Genomic DNA, 23386 nt, shown 5'->3' with positions numbered 1-23386 from the left:
GCGAGGCCGCTGCCGTGGCCGGCGATGCTTCCGGCGCCGAGGCGGGGCGGGCGCGGGCCGCGCAGGAGCGGGCGCGGGCGGGGGCCGGGCGGGCGCGGGCGGCGGTCAGCCACCGTCGGGGGCCATGCGGTAGCCGGTGCCGTGGACGGTCAGGATCGAGCGGCGGCCGAAGGGGGCGTCGATCTTCTTGCGCAGCGAGGAGACGTAGACCTCGACGATGTTGGGGTCGATGCCGTGCGGGGAGTCCCAGACCTCGTCGAGGATGTCCCGCTTGGCCACGGCCCGGCCGGGCCGTTCCATCAGGCAGGCCAGCACCGCGACCTCGCGGGCGGTCAGCTCGACGTCGTGTCCGCCGCGCCGGCAGCGCCGGCCCGCCGGGTCCAGCACGAGGTCGCCCGCCTGCAGGGTGACCGGTCCGGCGGGGGCGCCGGCGCGCCGGGCGAGGGCGCGCAGCCGGGCGCCGAGCACGACGAACGAGAACGGCTTGGTGAGGTAGTCGTCGGCGCCCGCGTCCAGGCCCTCGGCCTCGTCGTACTCGCCGTCCTTGGCGGTGAGCATGAGCACGGGGGTGGGGTCGCCGAGCGCGCGCATCCGGGTGCAGATCTCGTGGCCGGACAGTCCCGGCAGCATCAGGTCGAGCAGCACCACGTCGTAGGGGCCGCCGCTGAGGGCCAGCTCCAGTCCGCGGTGCCCGTCGTGGGCGACCTCGACCCAGTGGCCCTCGGCCGACAGGCCGCGCCGCAGGGACTCGGCCAGTCCTGTCTCGTCCTCCACCACCAGAATGCGCACGGGGTCAAGCGTCACATATCGCCCAGGTGGGACCGCCGGGGCCCGGAACCACGGCCCGCATCCGGACCGGCGCGAAGATCGAACACGTGTGTGCCGGCGCACCCGTCCGCCTGACACCCGCTGGGAATCGGCCGGAGCCGTTTGGCACTCCGCTTGACCGAGTGCTAATCGCCGGAATAGTCTCGGGCCTGGCACTCGCCCCTGGTGAGTGCCAACACAGCGACGGGCAGGTCCGGCACCCGCGACGACGGATCCACCTGGTCGCCACCTCAGACAGTTAACCCCGTGAGATCTCCGAAGGGGGAGGTCGGATCGTGACGACCGCCAGCTCCAAGGTTGCCATCAAGCCGCTCGAGGACCGCATCGTGGTCCAGCCGCTCGACGCCGAGCAGACCACGGCCTCTGGCCTGGTCATCCCGGACACCGCGAAGGAGAAGCCCCAGGAGGGCGTCGTCCTCGCCGTGGGCCCGGGCCGCTTCGAGGACGGCCAGCGTCTGCCGCTCGACGTCAACGTCGGCGACATCGTGCTGTACAGCAAGTACGGCGGCACCGAGGTGAAGTACAGCGGCGAGGAGTACCTCGTCCTCTCGGCTCGCGACGTGCTCGCGATCGTCGAGAAGTAATTCGCTTCTCCAGTTTTGTCTTGAGCTACGCCCCTGGTCACCCCTGCTGATGCCGGGCGGCAAGGGGCGTAGTTCGTTTTCCAGAGGCGGTCGCGGCGAGCGGCCGGGGATCGCAACGAGAGGGCTGAACCGCTCCCATGGCGAAGATTCTGAAGTTCGACGAGGACGCCCGTCGCGCCCTTGAGCGCGGCGTCAACAAGCTGGCCGACACGGTCAAGGTGACGATCGGCCCCAAGGGCCGCAACGTCGTCATCGACAAGAAGTTCGGCGCGCCGACCATCACCAACGACGGTGTCACCATCGCCCGTGAGGTCGAGCTGGAGGACCCGTACGAGAACCTGGGCGCCCAGCTCGTGAAGGAGGTGGCGACCAAGACCAACGACATCGCGGGTGACGGCACCGCCACCGCCACGGTCCTGGCCCAGGCGCTGGTCCGCGAAGGCCTGCGCAACGTCGCCGCCGGCGCCTCCCCGGCCGCCCTGAAGAAGGGCATCGACGCCGCGGTCAAGGCCGTCTCCGACGACCTCCTCGCCACGGCCCGCCCGATCGACGACAAGTCCGACATCGCCGCCGTGGCCGCGCTCTCCGCGCAGGACCAGCAGGTCGGCGAGCTCATCGCCGAGGCGATGGACAAGGTCGGCAAGGACGGTGTCATCACCGTCGAGGAGTCCAACACCTTCGGTCTCGAGCTCGAGTTCACCGAGGGCATGGCCTTCGACAAGGGCTACCTGTCGCCGTACTTCGTGACGGACCAGGAGCGCATGGAGGCCGTCCTCGAGGACCCGTACATCCTGATCAACCAGGGCAAGATCTCCTCGATCCAGGACCTCCTGCCGCTGCTGGAGAAGGTCATCCAGGCCGGTGGCTCCAAGCCGCTGCTGATCATCGCCGAGGACGTCGAGGGCGAGGCGCTCTCCACCCTCGTCGTCAACAAGATCCGCGGCACCTTCAACGCGGTCGCGGTCAAGGCGCCCGGCTTCGGTGACCGCCGCAAGGCGATGCTCCAGGACATGGCCACCCTCACCGGTGCCACCGTCATCGCCGAGGAGGTCGGCCTCAAGCTCGACCAGGCCGGCCTGGACGTGCTGGGCTCCGCCCGCCGCGTGACCGTCACCAAGGACGACACCACCATCGTCGACGGTGCCGGCTCCGGCGAGGACGTGCAGGGCCGCGTCAACCAGATCAAGGCCGAGATCGAGGCCACGGACTCCGACTGGGACCGCGAGAAGCTCCAGGAGCGCCTCGCGAAGCTGGCCGGCGGCGTGTGCGTGATCAAGGTCGGCGCCGCCACCGAGGTGGAGCTGAAGGAGAAGAAGCACCGTCTGGAGGACGCCATCTCCGCGACCCGCGCCGCGGTCGAGGAGGGCATCGTCTCCGGTGGTGGCTCCGCCCTGGTCCACGCCGCCAAGGTCCTCGCCGACAACCTCGGCAAGGAGGGCGACGAGGCCACCGGTGTCGCGGTCGTCCGCAAGGCCGCCGTCGAGCCGCTGCGCTGGATCGCCGAGAACGCCGGCCTGGAGGGCTACGTCATCACCTCCAAGGTGGCCGAGCTGGACAAGGGCAACGGCTTCAACGCCGCCACCGGTGAGTACGGCGACCTGGTCAAGGCCGGCGTCATCGACCCGGTGAAGGTCACCCGCTCCGCCCTGGAGAACGCCGCCTCCATCGCCTCCCTGCTGCTCACGACCGAGACCCTGGTCGTCGAGAAGAAGGAAGAGGAGGAGGCCGCCGCGGGCCACGGCCACGGTCACGGCCACAGCCACTGAGGCTGACCCCGACGCCTGAGAAGGCCCCCGCCGCACCTGGTGCGGCGGGGGCCTTCGCGTCACTCGTCCCCTGCTCACTCACGGGCTCGGTCGCTCACTCCAAGGCGCCCAACTGCCGCATCAGCGACATGGCGTCGTAGTGCCACCAGCCCTCGGCGATCTCCCCGTTCTCGCAGCGGAACGTGGTGGTGCCGGACATGGTGCAGGTCTTCCCGGTGGGCTCGATGCCCAGGAACTCGCCCTTGTGACGGCCCGTCCACGTCCACACGGTGGTGACGTGGTCGTCCTGGGCGATCTGCGCGTCGGTCTTGAACGAGAAGTCGAAGGCGTCCCGCCATCCCTGACAGCTCTCGCGCATCGCCTGCCGGCCCCGCGCGGTGTCCTGGCCGCGCATGACGTCGTGGTCGATGTAGTCGGACGCGAAGACCTCGTCGATCGCGTCCAGGTTTCCCCGGACGGCGATCTCGTCGAACATCCGGTTCGCCAGCAAGGTGTTGAGGTGCTCGTCACGGACGACGTCGAGGTTGGTGAAGGTGGGCATCCCCTCGCACAGGGCCACCATCTCCTGGAACATCCTGTCCGTCTCCGGGAGCTGAGAGTTCCTCATGGCCTGCTCGTAGGAGGGGAATTCCACCATTTCGACGTAGTGGTCCTCGGCCTCGCGGTCCTTGCACATGACGGTGTGGGTGACGGTGCGCTTGCCCTGGCTCATCTCGACGTACCGGTCCAGCAGCTTGTTCAGGTCGTCGGCCCGACGCGTCTTGTAATCGATTATCTGTACGAATGTCATGGCGTCTCCCCGGCTGGATGGGACACGTCCAGTTTAGGGAGATTTCACCCGTTCAGCCGGTTTACCGGCGGGTCACCGGGGCGCCCGCCGGGCCGCCCGTCACTGGGGTCCGTACTTCCGCCCGGTGCGCGAGGTCACCCCGCCCAGCAGCCCCCGCGGGGTCAGCTTCACCAGGCCCATCAGCGCCTTGTACCGCGGGTCGGGGATCGACAGGGTCTTGCCGCGGCCCAGGTCGGCCAGGGCCTCGGTGACCAGCTTGTCGGCGTCCAGCCACATCCAGTTGGGGATGTTGTCCGTGCCCATGCCGGCCCGCTCGTGGAACTCGGTCCGCACGAAGCCCGGGCACAGCGCCATCAGCCGGACCCCGGAGTCCGCCAGGTCCCGGGCCGCGCCCTGGGTGAACTGCACGACCCACGCCTTGCTCGCCCCGTACGTGCCCCGCGGCACGAACGCGGCCACCGAGGCGACGTTGACCACCGCGCCCCGGCCGCGCGAGCGCATCGACTGCGTGGCCGCCGAGGTCAGCCGCAGCACGGCCTCGACGTGCACCTTGAGCATGGTCAGCTCGTCGGCCATGGGCACCTCCAGGTACCGGCCCTTGTTGCCGAAGCCCGCGTTGTTGACCAGCAGGTCCACCGGGTGGGTGCGGTCCGACAGCCGCTGCTCGACGGCCGCGATGCCCGCCTCCGTGGCGAGGTCCGCGGTGAGCACCTCGGCCTCGATGCCGTGCCGGTCGTGCAGTTCGGTGGCCTGCTCCCGCAGCCGCTTGGTGTCGCGGGCCACCAGCACCAGGTTGTGGCCCTGGGCCGCCAGCCGCCGGGCGAAGGCGGCGCCGATGCCCGCCGTGGATCCTGTGATCAGCGCAGTCGTCATGTGCGCAACCTAGCCGCCCGGCGGGTCAGTTCCGTACGTCACCGTGCTTGGCCAGCCACTGCCGCACCTTCTCGTGCGCCTCCGGCTCCATCGCGTCACCGGCCGCCAGGGTGCGCGGCAGCAGCGACCGCTCCGTGGTGAAGGCGCGGAACCACAGCGACACGGTGACGTCGTGGTCGGGCCGGTGGACGACCTCGATCGGGTCCCCCGCGCGGACGTACCCCTCCCGCACCACCCGCAGGTACGCGCCCGGCCGCTGCTCCTGGGTGAACCGCCGGACCCAGCCGCCCTCGCCCAGGTGCCCCTGGAAGGTGCGGCAGGGGATCCGGGCCGAGGCCACCTCCAGGACCACCTCCCGGCCGATCCGCCAACGCTCGCCGAGCAGGGCGGCGTTCACGTCCAGGCCCGTGGTGGTGAGGTTCTCCCCGAAGATCCCGCCGGGCAGCTCCCGGCCGAGCTCGCGCTCCCACCGGTCCAGGTCCTCGCGCGCGTAGGCGTAGACCGCCTGGTGGTCGCCCCCGTGGTGCCGCCCGTCGCACACCGCGTCGCCCTCGACCCCGCTCCCGCCGGTCCCCTTGGGGCCGGGGGAAAAGACGCGGACCGGGCCGGCCGCCGGCCGCTTGGCGATGCCCGTCACCCCGCCCTCGGCGTCGGTGTGGGCCACGACGGTGGCGCGGCCGGTGTTGACGGAGATGACGTGCGCACGGTTCATGGGGGGACGCTATCCGAAGGCGCCCAAAGCGTCTCCTGAATATTGGCGCGCACATCAAAGCAGGCCTTATGCTTCAAGAGTGATCGAGGCACGTCATCTCCGCGTCCTGCGCGCCGTCGCCGCCACCGGGTCCTTCTCCGCCGCGGCCCGCGAGCTCGGCTGCACCCAGCCCGCCGTCTCCCAGCAGATGAAGGCGCTGGAGCAGTCCGCGGGCACCCCGCTGCTGATCCGCACCGGCCGGGAGATGAGGTTGACCCAGGCCGGCGAGGCGCTGGTGCGGCACGCGTCCGGGATCCTGGCGGGCCTGACGGCCGCCGAGGAGGAGGTCGCGGCCATCGCCGGGCTGCGCGCGGGCCGGGTCCGGCTGGTCTCCTTCCCCAGTGGCAGCTCCACGCTGGTGCCGACCGCGCTGGCCGCGATGCGCGCCGAGCACCCCGGCACCCGGGTCTCGCTGGTCGAGGCCGAGCCGCCGCGGTCGGTGGAGATGCTGCGCGAGGGCGACTGCGACGTGGCGCTGGCCTTCCGGTACGCGGCGGCGCCGGGCGGCGGGCCCGGCGAGTGGGCCGATCTCGTGGTCCGGCCGCTGCTGACCGACCGGCTCGTGGGTCTGGTGCCCGAGGGGCACCGGCTGGCCGGCGCGCCCGAGGTGGGCATGGCGGAACTGGCCGACGAGCCGTGGATCGCCGGCTGCCCGCGCTGCCGCCGGCATCTGGTGGAGGTGTGCGAGGGGGCCGGGTTCACCCCGCGCATCGACTTCGCGACCGACGACTACCCGGCCGTGGCGGGCCTGGTCGGCGCGGGTCTGGGCGTGGCGGTGCTGCCGGAGCTCGCGGTGGAGTCCGTACGGGCCAAGGGCGTGGCCCTGGTGGCCGTGCGACCGGCCGTGGAGCGCGAGGTCGTGGCGCTCACGCTGCCGGACCTGGCGCGGGTACCGGCCGTGGCCGCCACCCTCGCGCAGTTGCAGCGGGCCGCCGCCCGCTGACCTGCCGGGCGGGGGCCGCGACGCCGGCCCGCTGCCTGAAGAATCGTTACTTCAGTCGGTCCCACCCGCACTGGTGGCGGGGATGAGGCGGTGCCGTGCCCGGCCCATCAGCTCTTCGCGCTCGTCCTCCGTGAGGCCGCCCCACACGCCGTAGGGCTCCCGGACGGCCAGCGCGTGCGCGGCGCACTCCGCGCGCACCGGGCATCGCATGCAGACCTCTTTGGCCGAGGCCTCACGGGCGCTGCGGGCCGCACCCCGTTCGCCCTCCGGGTGGAAGAAGAGGGAGCTGTCCACTCCGCGGCAGGCGGCCAGCAGCTGCCAGTCCCAGAGGTCGGCGTTCGGTCCGGGGAGGCGGGAGAAATCTGCCATTGCTAGTCCTCGTGATCCTCGTTCAGCCGGTACTGAGGCGGATACGGTCCATGCAGCCACATCTACGATCTGATCATACGTAAATATGACTCTTGTGAATCTAGCCTCAGTTACCCGCCGAACGGAAGGAAAGCCGCCAAATAGGGCATAGCGCCAGATGGAGGACACGCGACTTGTGGCGTCCGCGCCGTGACGAACTCCTCACGTAGAGTGCCGAAGGTGTCCGTCCGACCCGTAACTCTTTCGAGTGACCATCGTTGAGAGTGCGAAGGCGGTTGAACGAAGGGGTTCCCGGACAGGTGTCCGAGGGCATCGACCGCACAGGTGACGATACGTACCAGCCTGGAGGCTCAAGGTGACGCGCATCAGCAGCTGCGGAGGGCGGTCATGACATCCGTCCTCGTCTGCGACGACTCCCCGCTTGCCCGAGAGGCGCTCCGCCGGGCGGTGGCCACCGTGCCCGGCGTCGAGCGTGTGACGACGGCTGCCAACGGCGAGGAAGTACTCCGCCGCTGGGGTGCCGACCGCTCCGACCTGATTCTGATGGATGTACGGATGCCCGGGCTCGGCGGTGTCGAGACGGTCCGCCGGCTCCTCTCCGCCGACCCCGGCGCCCGCATCATCATGCTGACGGTCGCCGAGGACCTGGACGGGGTGGCCCTCGCGGTCGCCGCCGGCGCCCGGGGCTACCTGCACAAGGACGCCTCGCGCGCCGAGCTGCGGGCCACGGTCACCCAGGCGCTCGCCGACCCCACCTGGCGATTGGCCCCGCGCCGGCTCCGTTCGGCCGAGATGGGCGCCGCGCCCACGCTCACCGCGCGCGAGATCCAGGTGCTGGAGGGCATGAGCCACGGCCGGTCCAACGCGGAGATCGGGCGCGAGCTCTTCCTCTCCGAGGACACGGTCAAGACGCACGCGCGCAGGCTCTTCAAGAAGCTCGGCGCCTCCGACCGGGCGCACGCCGTGGCGCTCGGCTTCCGCTGGGGCCTGGTCCGCTGACCTCGGGACACTGACCGCAGGTCGCTGACCGTTGCCGCCGGGCAGGGTCGCAGGCAGCGCGCTCCCGTCCGCCACGGGCGGACGGGGCGGCACACCGCTGGTGGTGCGCTCGGGCCCGGCTCGTCCCGGCGCATCCGGTGGATGGCGGGGGATTGGCGGGGTGTGATTCGGGGGACGTGTCGGTTCGTGCGCGATGCCGCATCCTTGAGGTGTGCCGCATTCTTGGAGATGTGGAGTCCTCGACAGATGTGGAGTCCTCGGGACTGTCCGGCCGAGCGGGAGGGGAAGGCGCAGACGATGACCTCAGGCGCGCCCGCTCATAACGCTTCGATGCACAACACGGACCGCGGTGCCACGAATCCTCCGGGGCCGAGGCACCATGGAATGATGCGCGACGACGAAGCCCTGGGGTCCCCCGTGGCCACAGGCCCGACCGGCGCCGCCAAGAGCGGGTCCGCAGGCGCGGTCGGCGCGCTCGTCCGTCGCGCCGTGGAGGGTGACGAGCAGGCCACCCACGACCTGCTCGCCCACGTGCACCCGCTGGCCCTGCGGTACTGCCGCACCCGGCTCTCGCGGCTGCCCGGGGACGCGCGCCACTTCGTGGAGGACCTGGCGCAGGAGGTCTGCGTCGCCGTCCTGATGGCCCTGCCCCGCTACCGCGACACGGGCCGGCCCTTCGAGGCGTTCGTCTTCGCCATCGCCGCGCACAAGGTCGCCGACCTGCAGCGGGCCGCCATGCGCCATCCCGGCAGCACCGCGGTGCCCTCGGACGAGATGCCCGAGCGGCCCGACGACTCGCTCGGCCCGGAGGAGCGGGCGCTGCTCAGCAGTGACGCCGAATGGGCCAAGAAGCTGCTGGCCAACCTCCCGGAGAACCAGCGCGAGCTGCTGGTGCTGCGGGTCGCCGTCGGGCTGACGGCGGAGGAGACCGGTCAGATGCTGGGGATGTCGCCGGGTGCGGTACGGGTGGCGCAGCACCGGGCGCTGAGCCGGCTGCGGGCGCTCGCCGAGCAGTAGGCGGGTGTCGCCGTGCCGGTGGGGCGGGCGCGTGGTCGGCGCCGGGCCGTCGGGGTGAGGCCTTCGGCGGGAGTCCCTGGGCGCAAGGCCCTGGCGCAAGGCCCTCGGCGGGAGCCCCCGGTGGGTGGTCCCCGCGACAAACTCGTAGGAACAGACGAAAATCCCGGTCGATCTTGATCGTGGAATGAGACGCCTCGGTATCCCGTTAGCATGGACATCCGCGCTGAGCAAGACCATCTGGGAAGGTGTCATGACTGTCAACGGTGACGGAGTGCCCGACAAATTCGCGTCGCTCGGGCTGACCTACGACGACGTCCTGCTCCTGCCGGGCGCGTCCGACATGGCGCCGGACGAGATCGACACCTCCTCGCGCATCTCCCGCAACGTCCGGGTCAACATCCCCCTGCTGTCGGCGGCCATGGACAAGGTCACCGAGTCGCGCATGGCCATCGCGATGGCCCGCCAGGGCGGCGTCGGCGTCCTGCACCGCAACCTCTCCATCGCCGACCAGGCCAACCAGGTCGACCTGGTCAAGCGCTCCGAGTCCGGCATGGTCACCGACCCGATCACCGTGCACCCGGACGCCACGCTGCGCGAGGCCGACGAGCTCTGCGCGAAGTTCCGCATCTCCGGTGTGCCGGTCACCGACCCCGCCGGCAAGCTGCTGGGCATCGTCACCAACCGCGACATGGCCTTCGAGTCGGACCGCAGCCGCCAGGTGCGCGAGGTCATGACCCCGATGCCGCTGGTCACGGGCAAGGTCGGCATCTCCGGCGTGGACGCCATGGAGCTGCTGCGCCGCCACAAGATCGAGAAGCTCCCGCTGGTCGACGACGCCGGCATCCTCAAGGGCCTCATCACCGTCAAGGACTTCGTCAAGGCGGAGAAGTACCCGAACGCCGCCAAGGACAAGGACGGCCGGCTGCTGGTCGGCGCCGCGGTCGGCGTCGCCGGTGACGCGTTCGAGCGCGCCCAGGCGCTCATCGAGGCCGGCGTCGACTTCATCGTCGTCGACACCGCGCACGGCCACTCCCGGCTGGTCGGCGACATGGTCGCCAAGATCAAGTCGAACTCCTCCGTCGACGTCATCGGCGGCAACGTGGCCACCAAGGACGGCGCCCAGGCCCTCGTCGACGCCGGCTGCGACGGCATCAAGGTCGGTGTCGGCCCCGGCTCCATCTGCACCACCCGCGTGGTCGCCGGCATCGGCGTCCCGCAGGTCACCGCCATCTACGAGGCCTCGCTGGCCGCCAAGGCCGCGGGCGTCCCGGTCATCGGCGACGGCGGCCTGCAGTACTCCGGCGACATCGCCAAGGCGCTCGTCGCCGGCGCGGACACGGTCATGCTGGGCTCGCTGCTCGCGGGCTGCGAGGAGTCCCCGGGCGAGCTGCTGTTCATCAACGGCAAGCAGTTCAAGTCCTACCGCGGCATGGGCTCGCTCGGCGCCATGCAGTCCCGCGGCGACCGCAAGTCGTTCTCCAAGGACCGCTACTTCCAGGAGGGCGTCGGCGGCGACGACAAGCTGATCCCCGAGGGCATCGAGGGCCAGGTCCCCTACCGCGGCCCGCTCTCCGCGGTCGTCCACCAGCTGGTCGGCGGCCTGCGCCAGTCGATGTTCTACGTCGGCGGCCGGACGGTGCCCGAGCTCCAGGACCGCGGCCGGTTCGTCCGGATCACCTCGGCGGGCCTGAAGGAGAGCCACCCGCACGACATCCAGATGACGGTCGAGGCGCCGAACTACTCCCGCAAGGGCTGAGCGCCGCTCCCGCCGCGGCGGGAGCGCGCGGCCCGCAGGACGGCGAAGGGGCGGGACCCGAGGGGTCCCGCCCCTTCGCCGTGCGCCCGTACGGGCGTCCGCCCCTCGGGCGCGGGAACGCGTCCGTCCGCCCTTCGGGGATACTGGACGGGCAGTAGCCAAGAGGGAAAGGCCACCACACGTGACTGAGATCGAGATCGGGCGCGGCAAGCGCGGCCGCAGGGCGTACGCGTTCGACGACATCGCCATCGTCCCGAGCCGGCGCACCCGGGACCCGAAGGAGGTCTCGATCGCCTGGCAGATCGACGCCTACCGCTTCGAGCTCCCCTTCCTGGCCGCCCCCATGGACTCGGTCGTCTCCCCGCAGACCGCGATCCGCATCGGCGAGCTCGGTGGCCTCGGCGTGCTGAACCTCGAAGGCCTGTGGACCCGCTACGAGGACCCGCAGCCGCTGCTCGACGAGATCCGCGAGCTCCCCGAGGAGGCCGCGACCCGCCGCCTGCAGGAGATCTACGCCGCCCCGATCCAGGCCGACCTGATCGGGCAGCGGATCAAGGAGGTGCGCGACTCCGGTGTGGTCACCGCCGCCGCGCTCTCGCCGCAGCGCACCGCCCAGTTCTCCAAGGCCGTCGTGGACGCGGGCGTCGACATCTTCGTCATCCGCGGCACCACCGTCTCGGCCGAGCACGTCTCGGGCGCGGCCGAGCCGCTGAACCTCAAGCAGTTCATCTACGAGCTCGACGTCCCGGTCATCGTCGGCGGCTGCGCCACGTACACCGCGGCCCTGCACCTGATGCGCACGGGCGCCGCGGGCGTCCTGGTGGGCTTCGGCGGCGGCGCCGCCCACACCACCCGCAACGTGCTCGGCATCCAGGTCCCCATGGCCACCGCCGTCGCGGACGTGGCCGCGGCCCGCCGCGACTACATGGACGAGTCCGGCGGCCGGTACGTGCACGTCATCGCCGACGGCGGGGTGGGCTGGTCCGGCGACCTGCCCAAGGCCGTCGCCTGCGGCGCCGACGCCGTGATGATGGGCTCCCCGCTGGCCCGCGCCACCGACGCGCCCGGCCAGGGCCACCACTGGGGCATGGAGGCCGTCCACGAGGACGTGCCGCGCGGCAAGAAGGTGGACCTGGGCACGGTCGGCACCACGGAGGAGATCCTCACCGGTCCGTCCCACACCCCCGACGGCTCGATGAACCTCTTCGGCGCCCTGCGCCGCGCGATGGCCACCACGGGCTACAGCGAGCTCAAGGAGTTCCAGCGGGTCGAGGTCACGGTGGCGGACTCCCAGCACCGCCGCTGACGCGCTCACCCGCTCGGCGTACGACCGAAGGGCCGGCCCCGGATCATCCGGGGCCGGCCCTTCGGCGTGTGCGCGCGGGGCGGGGTCAGGCGGCCTTGCGGGCCGTCTGGAAGGCGACCACGGCGCCGATCGCGAAGAAGACGAACGAGATCGGGCTCAGGTCCTCCTGCCAGGCCTCCTGGACCAGGGAGAAGTGCTCGGTGAGCAGCTCCACCACGCCGACCGGAGCGGACTTCGAGCCCAGGATCGCGGTGCCGAGCAGCTGGCCGCCGTAGACCGCGCCGAGCGAGAGCGCCGCGCTGACGACCGGCAGCACGGGGTGGGCGCCGCCCGCCTTGGCCGCGGCGAAGCCGACGAGGAAGCCGACGCCGAGGGCGGCGTAGCCGATCTCGTGCTCGGTGCCGCCGATGATGCCGCCGTACGCGCCCGCCGCGACCAGGGCGGCGACGAACGCGGCGACGAGGCCGAGGGCCACGTTGCTCCGTGCGGCCGGGGCCGGCGGGTAGGCGACGGGCGACATGGAATCGGGCGCGGGCGGCTGGAACTGCTGGCTCATGCGGAGGTCCCCCCCAAGGGATCGGCGCACACACGTTCCCTGGATGTATGTGCGAGATAAGTGACGCCGCACAGTAACAGCCGCCCCCGACGGTCGAGGGCGGCTTTTTTCGGCGCGGGCCCTCGGGCGCCCCTCAGAGCCGGTGGGCCGCGCCCGCCGGGGTGGCGCCCCGGGTGTCCAGCAGGAGCTGCGCCTTCACCGCCAGGCCCTGGAGGTCGTAGGTGCGGTGGTGCTGGAGCAGGACGGTCAGGTCCGCGCCGGCCGCGGCCTCGTAGAGGGACTCGGCGCGCGGCACGGGCTGATCGCGGACCCGCCAGCCGGCGACGTACGGGTCGTGGTAGCTGATCAGCGCGCCGAGGTCGAGCAGCCGGCTGGCGATCTCGGCGGCCGGCGAGCCCTCCTGGTCGGCGAGGTCGGGCTTGTAGGTGACGCCGAGCAGCAGCACGCGGGCGCCGCGGGCGGACTTGCCGTGCTCGTTCAGCAAGGTGGCGCAGCGCTGGATGACGTACTGCGGCATCCGGGCGTTGATCTCCTGGGCCAGGCCCACCATGCGCAGGGGGTGGCCGGGGGTGCGGGTGGTGTGGGGGAGGTAGTTGGGGTCGATGGGGACGGCGTGGCCCCCGACCCCGGGGCCGGGGCGGAACGCCTGGAAGCCGTACGGCTTGGTCTCGGCGCAGCGGACCACGTCCCACAGGTCGACGCCGAGGTCGTGGCAGAGCACCGCCATCTCGTTCATCAGGGCGATGTTGACGTGCCGGTAGTTGGTCTCCAGCAGCTGGACGGTCTCCGCCTCGCGCAGCCCGCGGGCCCGGACCACCTTCTCGGTCAGGCGCGCGTAGAACGCGGCGGCGGACTCGGTGCAGGCGGGGGTGAGGCCGCCGATCACCTTGGGGGTGTTGGCGAAGGTGTGGGTGCGGTTGCCCGGGTCGAACCGGCTGGGGGAGTAGGCCAGGTGGAAGTCCCGGCCGGCGCGCAGTCCGGAGCCCTCCTCCAGCAGCGGACGCAGGTAGTCCTCGGTGACACCCGGATGGACGGGCGACTCCAGGACGACGGTGGTGTTCGGGCGCATCCGGGGCGCCAGCGCCCGGGCGGCCGCCCCGACGGCCGTGAGGTCCAGGGCCCGGTCGGGCCCGAGGTGGACCGGGGCGCAGATGGCGGCGGTGCGTACCCGGCCGAGGTCGGCCGGGTTGGTGGTGACCCGGAAGCCGGCCGCCGACATGCGGCGGACTTCGGCGGCGGTCAGGCTGGAGTCGGTGGCCGGGCCGCTGTCGTATCCGACGGTGTCGATACCGGCGGCGACGGCGGCCTGGGCGAGCGGGAGGCCGAGATGGCCGAGTCCGATGACGGCGAGATCTGCGGGCATGGGTGCCGTCCCTTTCCCTGGCATGGGGTCCCTGAAGTGCCCCGGACGGGCGGTGGCGCACGCACGGTCCGCGCAGGTGCTGCGCGGACGAAGAGGTGTCGCTATGTCAGACTAGGCGTATATATGACCGATCTGCGGCATTGTGGGCCGGTGGCGATCATTGTGTTGTCCACAGGCGGTGGCTGATGTCGGGACGTCCCGTCAGAATCGTGACCAAGGGGGACGTGAGCGGGTTCGCCCGCACCAACGGGAGGCAGCGGTGAGGACAGCGACACTGGGACCCGAGCAGCGGGCCGAGGCGCTCGCCCGGATGGCCGAGCGGGAGCTGGACGTGCTGGTGGTCGGCGCGGGCGTGGTGGGCGCCGGCACCGCGCTCGACGCGGTGACCCGCGGCCTCGCGACCGGCCTGGTCGAGGCGCGGGACTGGGCCTCGGGCACGTCGAGCCGGTCCAGCAAGCTCATCCACGGCGGCCTGCGCTACCTGGAGATGCTCGACTTCGCGCTGGTGCGCGAGGCCCTCAAGGAGCGCGGCCTGCTGCTGGAGCGGCTCGCGCCGCACCTGGTCAAGCCGGTGCCGTTCCTCTACCCGTTGCAGCACAAGGGCTGGGAGCGGTTCTACGCCGGTTCGGGCGTCGCGCTGTACGACGCCATGTCGATCTCCTCCGGCCACGGCCGGGGCCTGCCCGTGCACCGGCACCTGACACGCCGGCACGCGCTGCGCGTGGCGCCCTGCCTGCGCAAGGACGCGCTGGTGGGAGCCCTGCAGTACTACGACGCCCAGATGGACGACGCCCGTTACGTCACCACGCTGGTGCGCACGGCCGCGGCGTACGGGGCGCACTGCGCCAACCGGGCGAGGGTGGTGGGGTTCCTGCGGGAGGGCGAGCGCGTCGTCGGCGCGACCGTGCAGGACGTCGAGGGCGGCGGGCGCTACGAGATCCGCGCCAAGCAGGTCGTGAACGCCACGGGGGTGTGGACGGACGACACCCAGGCGCTGATCGGCGAGCGCGGGCAGTTCCACGTCCGTGCCTCCAAGGGCATCCACCTCGTCGTGCCGAAGGACCGCATCCACTCGACGACGGGCCTGATCCTGCGCACGGAGAAATCGGTGCTGTTCGTCATCCCCTGGGGGCGGCACTGGATCGTCGGCACCACGGACACCGACTGGGACCTGGACAAGGCGCACCCGGCGGCGTCCAGCGCGGACATCGACTACCTCCTGGAGCACGTGAACTCGGTGCTGTCGGTGCCGCTCACGCGGGACGACGTGGAGGGCGTGTACGCGGGGCTGCGCCCGCTGCTGGCCGGCGAGTCGGACGCCACGAGCAAGCTCTCGCGCGAGCACACGGTGGCGCACCCCGTACCCGGACTGGTGGTCGTGGCGGGCGGCAAGTACACGACGTACCGGGTCATGGCCAAGGACGCGGTGGACGAGGCGGTGCACGGCCTGGAGCAGCGGGTGGCCGCGTGCGTGACCGAGGACATCCCGCTGGTGGGCGCCGAGGGCTACAGGGCGCTGTGGAACTCCCGCGCCCGGATCGCCGGCCGGACCGGGCTCCACGTGGCGCGGGTGGAGCACCTGTTGAACCGGTACGGCTCGATGACGGAGGAACTGCTCGACCTGATCGCGGCGGACCCCTCGCTCGGCGAACCGCTGGGCGGGGCGGACGACTACCTGCGCGCCGAGGTGGTCTACGGGGCGTCGCACGAGGGGGCGCGGCACCTGGACGACGTGCTGACGCGGCGGACCCGGATCTCGATCGAGACGTTCGACCGCGGGACGCGGTCGGCGCGGGAGTGCGCGGAGTTGATGGCTCCGGTCCTGGGGTGGGACCAGCAGCAGGTGGACAAGGAGGTCGAGCACTACGAGAAGCGGGTGCAGGCGGAGCGGGAGTCGCAGCGCCAGCCCGACGACCAGACGGCGGACGCGGCCCGGCTGGGGGCGCCGGACATCGTCCCGCTCTGACGTCGGCGGAACCACGGACCCGTGGCGGCCGTCCGTTGCGGAGTGAGAGACAATGAGGGCTCGGCCGGGGCGGGTTACGCCGGGCCCGAGCCCGGGTGGAATGCCGGGCCGGCCGACGGACAGGGCGGCACGATCGCGGAGGGGACGCATGTCGAAGCCGGAGCACACGGTCACACCGGACGACGCCGTCGGCTCCACCGGGCCCAGCGCCACCGCGCCCGCCCGGCCGAACCCGGCCGCATCCCCGACCTCGACCGCGGCAGCGGCCGGGTCCGGGACGGCGGGCACGAAGCGGCCGTCCGGCGGAGCCGGGGCCGACGCGGCGCCGGGGTCCGGCCGGGCCGGGGCCGAGGCGAAGCCGGGTGCTGGGGCTGCGGCGGAGGCGAAGGCGACCGACCGCGGCCCCGCCGAACCCATGGCGAAGCGGGGGTCCGGCGGGGCCGGGGCAACTTCCGCGGCCGGGGCCGAGGCTGACCGGGGGTCCGAAACGGCCGACGGGGCGGAGCCCGGCTCCGGACGGGCGGCGGCACCGGCCGCGGACACCGCCGGGGGCACGGATGCGGACGCGGACGCGGCGGCGGGCACGGACGTGGACACGGCTGAGGCCCCGGCTGAGGACCCGGGCACGGCTGCGGGCACGCCTGCGGACCCGGACGCGGACGTGGCTTCGGACCTGGTGAAGTCCGGGTCGCCGCGGGGCGGAGCCGTACCGACCCGGGCGCAGAAGGAAGCTGACCGGGCGTCGGACGCCCCGGAGACCGCGAAGCCCGACTCCGGGCGCACCACGCCCGCGGCTGCGGCCGCGCCTACGCCCGCGGCCGAAGCGGCGAAGGACCGGCGGGGCGGGTCGGAGCGCGCGGAGGCGTCGCCCGCGGCCACGCCCGCTGCCCAGACGTCCGCGAAGCCGGCTGACCGCCTGACCAAGACCTCGACCCCCGCCGACACGGCGGCGGGTGCCGCGCAGTCGAGCGACCGCCCGGCCGCGCCCGCGACCGGTACCGGCTCCGGCGCGACGGCCGAGCCGGGTGCCCGGCTGGCCAAGTCCCCGGGAGCGGCCGCGTCTGCGGCCGACACGGCGGCGGGTGCCGCGCAGTCGAGCGACCGCTCGGCCGTGCCCTCGACCGGTACCGGCTCCGGCGCGACGGCCGAGCCGGGTGCCCGGCTGGCCAAGTCCCCGGCAGCGGCCGCCTCTGCGGCCGACGCGGCGGCGGGTGCCGCGCCGGGCGACCGGCCGGCCAAGGCTGCGACGGCGGCCACGGCCGGAGGTGGGACGGGCGTGGCCGGTGTCAAGGGGGTGACCCGGGACACCGGGGACGACGAAGGGCGGTTGCTCGCCCGGCGGTACCGGCTGGTCTCCGTGCTCGGCAAGGGCGGCATGGGCACCGTCTGGCGCGCCCAGGACGAGACGCTCGGCCGGACGGTGGCCGTCAAGGAGCTCCGCTTCGGCAACGGCGTCGACGAGGACGAGAAGCGCCGCCTGATCACCCGTACGCTCCGCGAGGCCAAGGCGATCGCCCGGATCCGGAACAACGGCGCGGTCACGGTCTTCGACGTCGTCGACGAGGACGCCCGCCCCTGGATCGTCATGGAGCTCATCGAGGGCCCGTCCCTCGCCGAGTACATCCGCGAGCGCGGCCCGCTCACCCCCCGCCGGGCGGCCGAGGTCGGCCTCGCCGTGCTCGACGTGCTCAAGGCCGCCCACGGCCAGGGCATCCTGCACCGCGACGTCAAGCCGTCCAACGTGCTGATAGCCGACACCGGCCGCGTCGTCCTGACCGACTTCGGCATCGCCCAGGTCGAGGGCGACCCCTCCGTCACCTCCACCGGCATGCTGGTCGGCGCCCCCTCCTACATCTCGCCCGAGCGCGCCCGCGGCCAGCGCCCCGGCCCGCCGGCCGACATGTGGTCCCTCGGCGGTCTCCTCTACGCCGCCGTCGAGGGCGTCCCGCCGTACGACAAGGGCAACGCCCTGGCCACCCTCACGGCCGTGATGACCGAGCCGGTGGAGCCGCCGAAGAACGCCGGCCCGCTCACCGAGGTCATCTACGGACTGCTGGTCAAGGATCCGGCCCGCCGCCTCGACGACGCCGGGGCCAGGGCCATGCTGACGGCCGTGGTCAACGCCCCCGAGCCGGACCCGGCCCCGTCGGTGGAGGAGACCCGCCAGGTCTCGCTGGCCGAGGCGAAGCGGGCCGCGGAGCAGGCCCTCGCGCAGAAGGCCGCCGAGCGGGCGGCGAAGAAGGCGGCCGAGCAGGCGGAGAAGGCCGAGAAGAAGGAGCGCGAGCGGCGCGAGCGCGAGCAGCGCGAGCGGGCCCGCGCCGCGCTGAAGGCGACCCGCAAGGCCGCCGCCGAGGCGGCGGCGGCGACGGCGGCCACCGCCACCGCGTCGGCGGCCGAGGCCCCCGCCACGGCCACCGCGGCCGACGGCGGCCGCCGTACGGCGGGCGGCGGGGTGTTCGGCAAGCGCACCGCGCCCGTCGCGGCCCCGCTCACCGACGTGATGCCGCGCCGCACGATCGCGCTGGCGATCGCGGCCGTGGTCGTCGTGCTCGCCGTGGTCGGCGGGCTGATCGCGTACGCGTTCTCCGGCGACGACAAGGCCAAGGGCAACGGCTCGGCGAAGGGCGGCGGCGCGAGCGCGGGCCCCTCCGGCGGCGCCACGCCGGGCGGCGGCGGCGGCAACGGCACCGGCGCCGACGGCAAGGGCGGCACCGGCGGTACCGGCGGCGCCAGCCCCAACACCGCCTCCGGCGGCCAGAACCAGGGCCAGGGCCAGTCCCCGGAGCAGGGCGGCAACGGCCTGCCCCTGGACGCCACGCCCCCGCCCGGCAGCGGCAGCGGCGGGACCACCGGCGGCGGCAACGGCGTCCCGGCGGGCTTCACCGTCGTGGTGAACGAGAAGTTCCACTTCAGCATGGCCATGCCGAACGGGTTCCGCCAGACCGGCACGGCCGGTGAGGACTCCGGCGCGATATACAGCCGCGACGGCGGCTTCCCGCGCATCCAGGTCGACTTCAACAAGAGTCCGCGCGACGACGCCAGGCTCGCCTGGGCGCAGCTGGCACCCGCCGTGGCGGGCAGCAGCAAGGACTACCGGCTCCTCGGCATCAAGCCGGTGAACTACCGCAACTATCCGACCGTCGCCGACTGGGAGTTCGAGCGGACCCAGAACGACGTCAGGGTGCGGGTCCTCAACCGCGGCTTCAAGGTGGACGCGACCCACGGCTACGCCATCATGATCAGCTGCCCGGCCGACGCCTGGGACGGTCCGGAGTGCACGCAGTTGCGGAACACCGCGTTCGACACCTTCCAGCCGGTGGGCTGACCCAGGCCCGGGACGCGGGCGGCCCCGGCGACGTATCGTGGTCGGCGGGGCATGGGGGACACCGCACTCGGGGGAGGCGACGTGGACGACTACGCGGGCCGGATCCTGGCCGGCCGCTACCGTCTGCCGGTGCCGCCGACCGATGCGTACGAGCTGGTCGAGACCCGGGCGTTCGACACCCGGACCGGGCAGGAAGTCCTGGTGCGGCAGGTGCCGTTGCCCGAGGTCGTGGACGCCGAGCTGGTCGACGGCGGCCGGGTGCCGATGCCGGACGTCCGCGACGCTGCGGACCTGCCCGCCGTGCGGCGGGCCATCGAGGCGGCGCAGGCGGCGGCGCGGATCCCGGACCATCCGCGGCTGGACCAGGTGTTCGACGTGTTCGCCGAGGGCGGCTCGCTGTGGATCGTCGGCGAGCTGGTGCCGGCCAGGCCGCTGGCGGCGCTGATCGCGGACCGGCCGCTGAGCCCGTACCGGGCGGCGGAGGTCGCCGCGGACGTGCTGACCGCGCTGCGGGTGCTGCACGCGCACGGCTGGACCCATCGGAACATCACCGTCCGCACGGTGCTGGTGTGCGACGACGGGCGCGTGGTGCTGACCGGGCTCGCCTCGGGCGCGGCGGAGGACGCCTTGTGCGGCTACGACCCGGTCCCGCCGTCCGCCGCCTGGCCCCCCGCTCAGGGCACCGCGACCCCGCACCCGTCCGTCCCCGGCGCCCCGGCCGGGGCGCCGACCCCGTTACGTGCCTCCGGCCGCGCCGAAACCCCCGCGCGCGGCGTTCCGCTGCCGGGCCGGACCCCGGACGCGGCCGCGCCACCACCGGCCGCGCCACCACCGGCTGCGCCACCACCGGCCGACCGGCTCGGCCCGGGCCGGTTCGAGGCCCCGGCTCCCGAGGACCCCTGGCCGGGCCCCGCTGCGGACGACTCCCTCCTGCCCCCGCCGCGCGGCGCCGCGGAGGGCGGCGACGAGGACCCCGGGAGCGGTCGGGCGGGTCAGGGCGCGGGCGGGTACGCGCCGTTGGTGGCGCCCGGCTACGACACGGCGCCGCTGCCGCGGGGGACCGGTGGGCCGGTGTACCGGGACCATGTCGTACCGCACCGCGAGGACCAGGGGTCGGACCCCTCCCGGACGCAGCGGTCCGGCGTGGCCGCGGCCGATCCGGCGGCCGCCGCGCGGGCCGGTGCGATCGCCGCGTACCGGGCCGGTGCCCGGGCCGCGGCCCAGGAGTCCGCCCAGGAGTCCGCCGAGGCGGAGCGGCGCGCAGCCGGACTCCCCGCAGCTGGACTCCCCGCGGCCGAACTCCCCGCAGCTGGACTCCCCGCGGCCGAACTCCCCGCAGCTGGACTCCCCGCGGCCGAACTCCCCGCGCCCGGGCCCGCCGACGCGCAGCAGGCGCGGGAGGCCTCGCCGCGCGGCCCGGGCGAGGGGGACACCACGGCCCCGGCCCGCCGCGCCGGGTCGAACCTGCCCCAGGGGTACGAGTTCCCGTACGGCACCCCGCGCCGCCCGGCCCGGGCCGTCCCGCCCCTGCCCGCCCAACCGGCCCTGCCCCAGGGCTTCCACCAGGCAGGTCCCGACCCGAGCCCGGGCACCCCTGCCCTCCCTGACGACCCCCGCCCCCGGCCCACGGGTCCCGACCCGGCCCCGGCCGCCGCCGGCCCCGCCCGGGACCCCGGCGCGCAGCGCCACCCGGCCGCGGCCGCGCCCCTGAACCCCCAGCCCCCCACCGGCTGGAGCGCGACCCCGGCCCCACGGCCTTCCCCGGCCCCACCGCCTTCCCCGGCCGAGGCGCCCGCCCGCCCGGGCCGCTCCCCCCAGGCCGCGCCCCGCCCCGCCTGGGACGCCGGTGCCGGTACCGGTGCCGGTGCCCCCCGCTCCCCCCTCGCCGCCGAGCGGGCCCGGTCGACCCGGATGGCCGTGGTGGGCGCCGTCACCGAGCGGTGGGCGCCCGAGCAGGCGGCCGGGCCGGTGCGCGGGAACTGGCAGTTGGCCGCGCCCGTCGGCCCGGCCACCGATCTGTGGGCCCTGGGAGCCCTGCTGTTCCGGGCCGTGCAGGGCCACGCCCCGTACCCCGAGGACAGCGTCGCCGAGCTCGTCGAGATGGTCTGCTCCGAGCCGCCCGCCTTCGCCGAGGAGTGCGGACCGCTGCGTCCCGTGGTCGAGTCGCTGCTGCGCCAGGACCCGACCGAGCGCCCCGACGTCGAAGAGCTCCGCGGCTGGCTGCGCAGCCTCGTCCGGTCCGCGCCGGAACCGGACGGCGGCGCGCCCGCGGTCGCCGTGCCGGAGCCCGATCCGGGCCGGCTGCCCGTCGTACGGCGCCGCGCCGAGCTCTCGCACGGGCGGCACCGCGGCGCCCCGGCCGCGCGCAAGCCGCGCACCCCCGCCGCCCTCGGCCGGACCCTGCTGCTCCTGGTCCTCCTCGGCCTCGCCGGCGCGGTGGCGTACGCGATGCTGTTCCTGCCCAAGGCCGAGCCCGCGGCCGACGGGGCGCCCGCCCGGCCCGGTCCCACCACGACCGCCTCCGCCTCGCCGCCCGGCGGGAACACCGCCACCGGCACGCCCGGGTCGAAGCCCGCGACCCGCGGCGACGGCTCCCCGGCCGCCCCCGCGCCCTCCGCACCGCCCGGCTACACCACGGCCCAGGACCCCGAGGGCTTCCAGCTCCTCGTCCCCGAGGGCTGGGACCGCCGCCGGATCAACGACATGGGCCAGGTCCGCTACACCGACGGCGACCACACCCTGATCGTCGTGCCCGGCCGCGACCCCGTCGAGGGCCGGCCCGACCCGGCCGCGTACCAGAAGGACAAGGAGCGCGAGCTGGAGCCGTACCGCTCGTCCACCTGGGTCACGTCCAAGGGCATCCGGACGACCACGGTCGGGCAGCAGCTCATCGCCGAGGGGCAGTACACGTGGATCGACGGCAACGGGCGTTCCGTCTACGCCCGCAACTACGTCGTCGCCCTCGGCGGCCGCTACCACGTGGTGATGGTGACCGGCCCGCAGGACCACGAGTCCAAGGTGTCCGAAATCTTCGAGAAGGCAACGGGGAGTTACCGACCGGGCGGTTGAAGCCACCCTGACGGAGGGTCACTACGGCAATTGCGTCACAGTGCTGTCTCACGGCGGCCGTCGTGTACCGGCAGCGCCCACCCCTCCGTAGTCTGACCCGGAGTGCACAACACTGGCGGGGATTCGTGGAACACAGGACAGGCGCGGGCGCGCTGCTCGCGGGCCGGTACCGGCTCGTCGAGGCCATCGGCAAGGGCGGCATGGGCAGGGTCTGGCGCGCCCAGGACGAGCTGCTCAGCAGGACGGTCGCCGTCAAGGAGCTGACGGCCGGTCTGTACGTCGCCGAGGCCGACCGGGAGCTGATGCACGCCCGGACCCAGAAGGAGGCCCGGGCCGCCGCGCGGATCGCCCACCCCTGCGTCGTCACCGTCCACGACGTGCTGGAGCACGACGACCGGCCGTGGATCGTGATGGAGTACATCGACGGCCCCTCGCTCGCCGAGGCCGCCAAGGCCGCCGGCCGCATCGAACCGCGCGAGGCGGCCCGGATCGGCCTGCACGTGCTGGGGGCGCTGCGGGCCGCGCACGCGGTGGGCGTGCTGCACCGGGACGTCAAGCCCGGCAACGTGCTGCTGGCCAAGGACGGCCGGGTGCTGCTCACCGACTTCGGGATCGCCGCCATCGAGGGCGACTCCTCCATCACGCGCACCGGCGAGCTCGTCGGTTCCATCGACTACCTGGCCCCGGAACGGGTCACCGGCGGCTCCCCGGACCCGGCCTCGGACCTGTGGTCGCTGGGCGCCACGCTGTACACGGCGGTCGAGGCCCGGTCGCCGTTCCGCCGCACGTCGCCGATCTCCAGCCTGGCGGCCGTGGTGAACGACGAGCCGCCCGCCCCCCGCCAGGCCGGGGCCCTCGGCCCGGTCATCACGGCCCTGCTGCGCAAGGACCCGGCGCAGCGCCCGTCGGCGGCCGAGGCGGAACGGATGCTGCTGGAGGCGATGGAGGGCCGCGCGCCGAAGGCCGCGCAGGCGTACGTGCCCACGCGCAGCATCAGCCCCCAGGAGCAGCGGGGCGCCCTGGACGCGCCTGTCCCGGCGGCCCCGGAGGGGCCCGGGGCCCCCTTCGACGGGTCCGGCCGGGACGCCTCCGGTACGGCGGGCGTGACGGGCGCCGCGGGCACGA

General features: G+C 73.7%; 18 protein-coding genes. 11 read left to right on the top strand and 7 right to left on the bottom strand.

From position 1 onward, the window contains the following. Positions 1–105 precede the first annotated feature (105 nt). Positions 106–789 carry a response regulator transcription factor gene (locus LG632_RS21105; protein ID WP_226728971.1) on the bottom strand — a complete coding sequence of 228 codons (684 nt, stop codon included), beginning with the start codon at positions 787–789 and terminating at the stop codon, positions 106–108. 314 nt (positions 790–1103) lie between these two features. Between LG632_RS21105 and groES the strand changes: the two genes are divergently transcribed. Next, complete coding sequence (gene groES / locus LG632_RS21100; RefSeq protein ID WP_007265952.1) at positions 1104–1412, top strand: co-chaperone GroES; 309 nt, start codon at positions 1104–1106, stop codon at positions 1410–1412. A gap of 137 nt (positions 1413–1549) precedes the next feature. Next, complete coding sequence (gene groL, locus LG632_RS21095) at positions 1550–3178, top strand: chaperonin GroEL (RefSeq protein WP_226728970.1); 1629 nt, start codon at positions 1550–1552, stop codon at positions 3176–3178. Between the two features lie 94 nt (positions 3179–3272). Here the strand turns inward: groL and LG632_RS21090 are convergent, their stop codons facing one another. From LG632_RS21090 to LG632_RS21080, 3 genes are all read right to left on the bottom strand, one after another. Beyond that, positions 3273–3968 carry an ester cyclase gene (locus tag LG632_RS21090; RefSeq protein WP_226728969.1) on the bottom strand — a complete coding sequence of 232 codons (696 nt, stop codon included), beginning with the start codon at positions 3966–3968 and terminating at the stop codon, positions 3273–3275. 99 nt (positions 3969–4067) lie between these two features. Then, positions 4068–4841 (bottom strand): SDR family NAD(P)-dependent oxidoreductase, encoded by a 774-nt coding sequence (locus LG632_RS21085; RefSeq protein WP_226728968.1) that lies wholly within the window; start codon positions 4839–4841, stop codon positions 4068–4070. 25 nt (positions 4842–4866) lie between these two features. Continuing rightward, the gene (locus LG632_RS21080) at positions 4867–5553 is read right to left on the bottom strand and encodes an MOSC domain-containing protein (protein ID WP_226728967.1); all 687 of its coding nucleotides are present in this window, start codon (positions 5551–5553) and stop codon (positions 4867–4869) included. A gap of 79 nt (positions 5554–5632) precedes the next feature. Between LG632_RS21080 and LG632_RS21075 the strand changes: the two genes are divergently transcribed. Continuing rightward, complete coding sequence (locus LG632_RS21075) at positions 5633–6535, top strand: LysR family transcriptional regulator (RefSeq protein WP_226728966.1); 903 nt, start codon at positions 5633–5635, stop codon at positions 6533–6535. Positions 6536–6586: 51 nt separating this feature from the next. On the opposite strand, the gene LG632_RS21070 is transcribed toward LG632_RS21075, so the two are convergent. Further along, entirely contained in the window at positions 6587–6904 is a 318-nt protein-coding gene (locus tag LG632_RS21070; protein ID WP_226728965.1) for a WhiB family transcriptional regulator, read from the bottom strand. 387 nt (positions 6905–7291) lie between these two features. Here LG632_RS21070 and LG632_RS21065 point away from each other — a divergent pair, with 387 nt between their 5' ends. The 4 genes from LG632_RS21065 (at position 7292) to LG632_RS21050 (ending at position 11982) form a co-directional block, all read left to right on the top strand. After that, on the top strand, positions 7292–7903 hold the full coding sequence (locus LG632_RS21065) for a response regulator transcription factor (protein WP_003948568.1): 612 nt from the start codon (positions 7292–7294) through the stop codon (positions 7901–7903). A gap of 387 nt (positions 7904–8290) precedes the next feature. After that, entirely contained in the window at positions 8291–8920 is a 630-nt protein-coding gene (locus LG632_RS21060; RefSeq protein WP_226728964.1) for a sigma-70 family RNA polymerase sigma factor, read from the top strand. 250 nt (positions 8921–9170) lie between these two features. After that, positions 9171–10676: an IMP dehydrogenase gene (gene guaB, locus LG632_RS21055; protein ID WP_226728963.1), complete on the top strand. Its 1506-nt coding sequence runs from the start codon at positions 9171–9173 to the stop codon at positions 10674–10676. 181 nt (positions 10677–10857) lie between these two features. Then, on the top strand, positions 10858–11982 hold the full coding sequence (locus tag LG632_RS21050; RefSeq protein ID WP_226728962.1) for a GuaB3 family IMP dehydrogenase-related protein: 1125 nt from the start codon (positions 10858–10860) through the stop codon (positions 11980–11982). 85 nt (positions 11983–12067) lie between these two features. Here the strand turns inward: LG632_RS21050 and LG632_RS21045 are convergent, their stop codons facing one another. Further along, positions 12068–12538 (bottom strand): hypothetical protein, encoded by a 471-nt coding sequence (locus LG632_RS21045; RefSeq protein ID WP_226728961.1) that lies wholly within the window; start codon positions 12536–12538, stop codon positions 12068–12070. A 133-nt stretch (positions 12539–12671) separates the two neighbouring features. Further along, positions 12672–13901, bottom strand: coding sequence for a nucleotide sugar dehydrogenase (locus tag LG632_RS21040; protein WP_226728960.1), 1230 nt, complete (start codon positions 13899–13901; stop codon positions 12672–12674). Positions 13902–14160: 259 nt separating this feature from the next. On the opposite strand from LG632_RS21040, the gene LG632_RS21035 reads away from it, so the two are divergent. The 4 genes from LG632_RS21035 to LG632_RS21020 all read left to right on the top strand — a co-directional run. Next, positions 14161–15867, top strand: a complete 1707-nt coding sequence (locus LG632_RS21035; protein WP_226728959.1) for a glycerol-3-phosphate dehydrogenase/oxidase — start codon at positions 14161–14163, stop codon at positions 15865–15867. A gap of 661 nt (positions 15868–16528) precedes the next feature. Then, complete coding sequence (locus LG632_RS21030) at positions 16529–19192, top strand: serine/threonine-protein kinase (protein WP_226728958.1); 2664 nt, start codon at positions 16529–16531, stop codon at positions 19190–19192. A 51-nt stretch (positions 19193–19243) separates the two neighbouring features. Continuing rightward, a complete protein-coding gene (locus LG632_RS21025; protein ID WP_226728957.1) occupies positions 19244–22261 on the top strand; it encodes a serine/threonine kinase C-terminal domain-containing protein in 3018 nt (1005 codons plus the stop codon). 125 nt (positions 22262–22386) lie between these two features. After that, positions 22387–23386 (top strand): serine/threonine-protein kinase (locus LG632_RS21020; RefSeq protein ID WP_226728956.1); only part of this gene is annotated, 1000 nt, incomplete at its 3' end.

The organism is Streptomyces antimicrobicus (assembly GCF_020532625.1).
Taxonomy (GTDB): Bacteria; Actinomycetota; Actinomycetes; order Streptomycetales; family Streptomycetaceae; genus Streptomyces; species Streptomyces antimicrobicus.
This window is presented reverse-complemented; position numbering and strand designations above follow the sequence as displayed.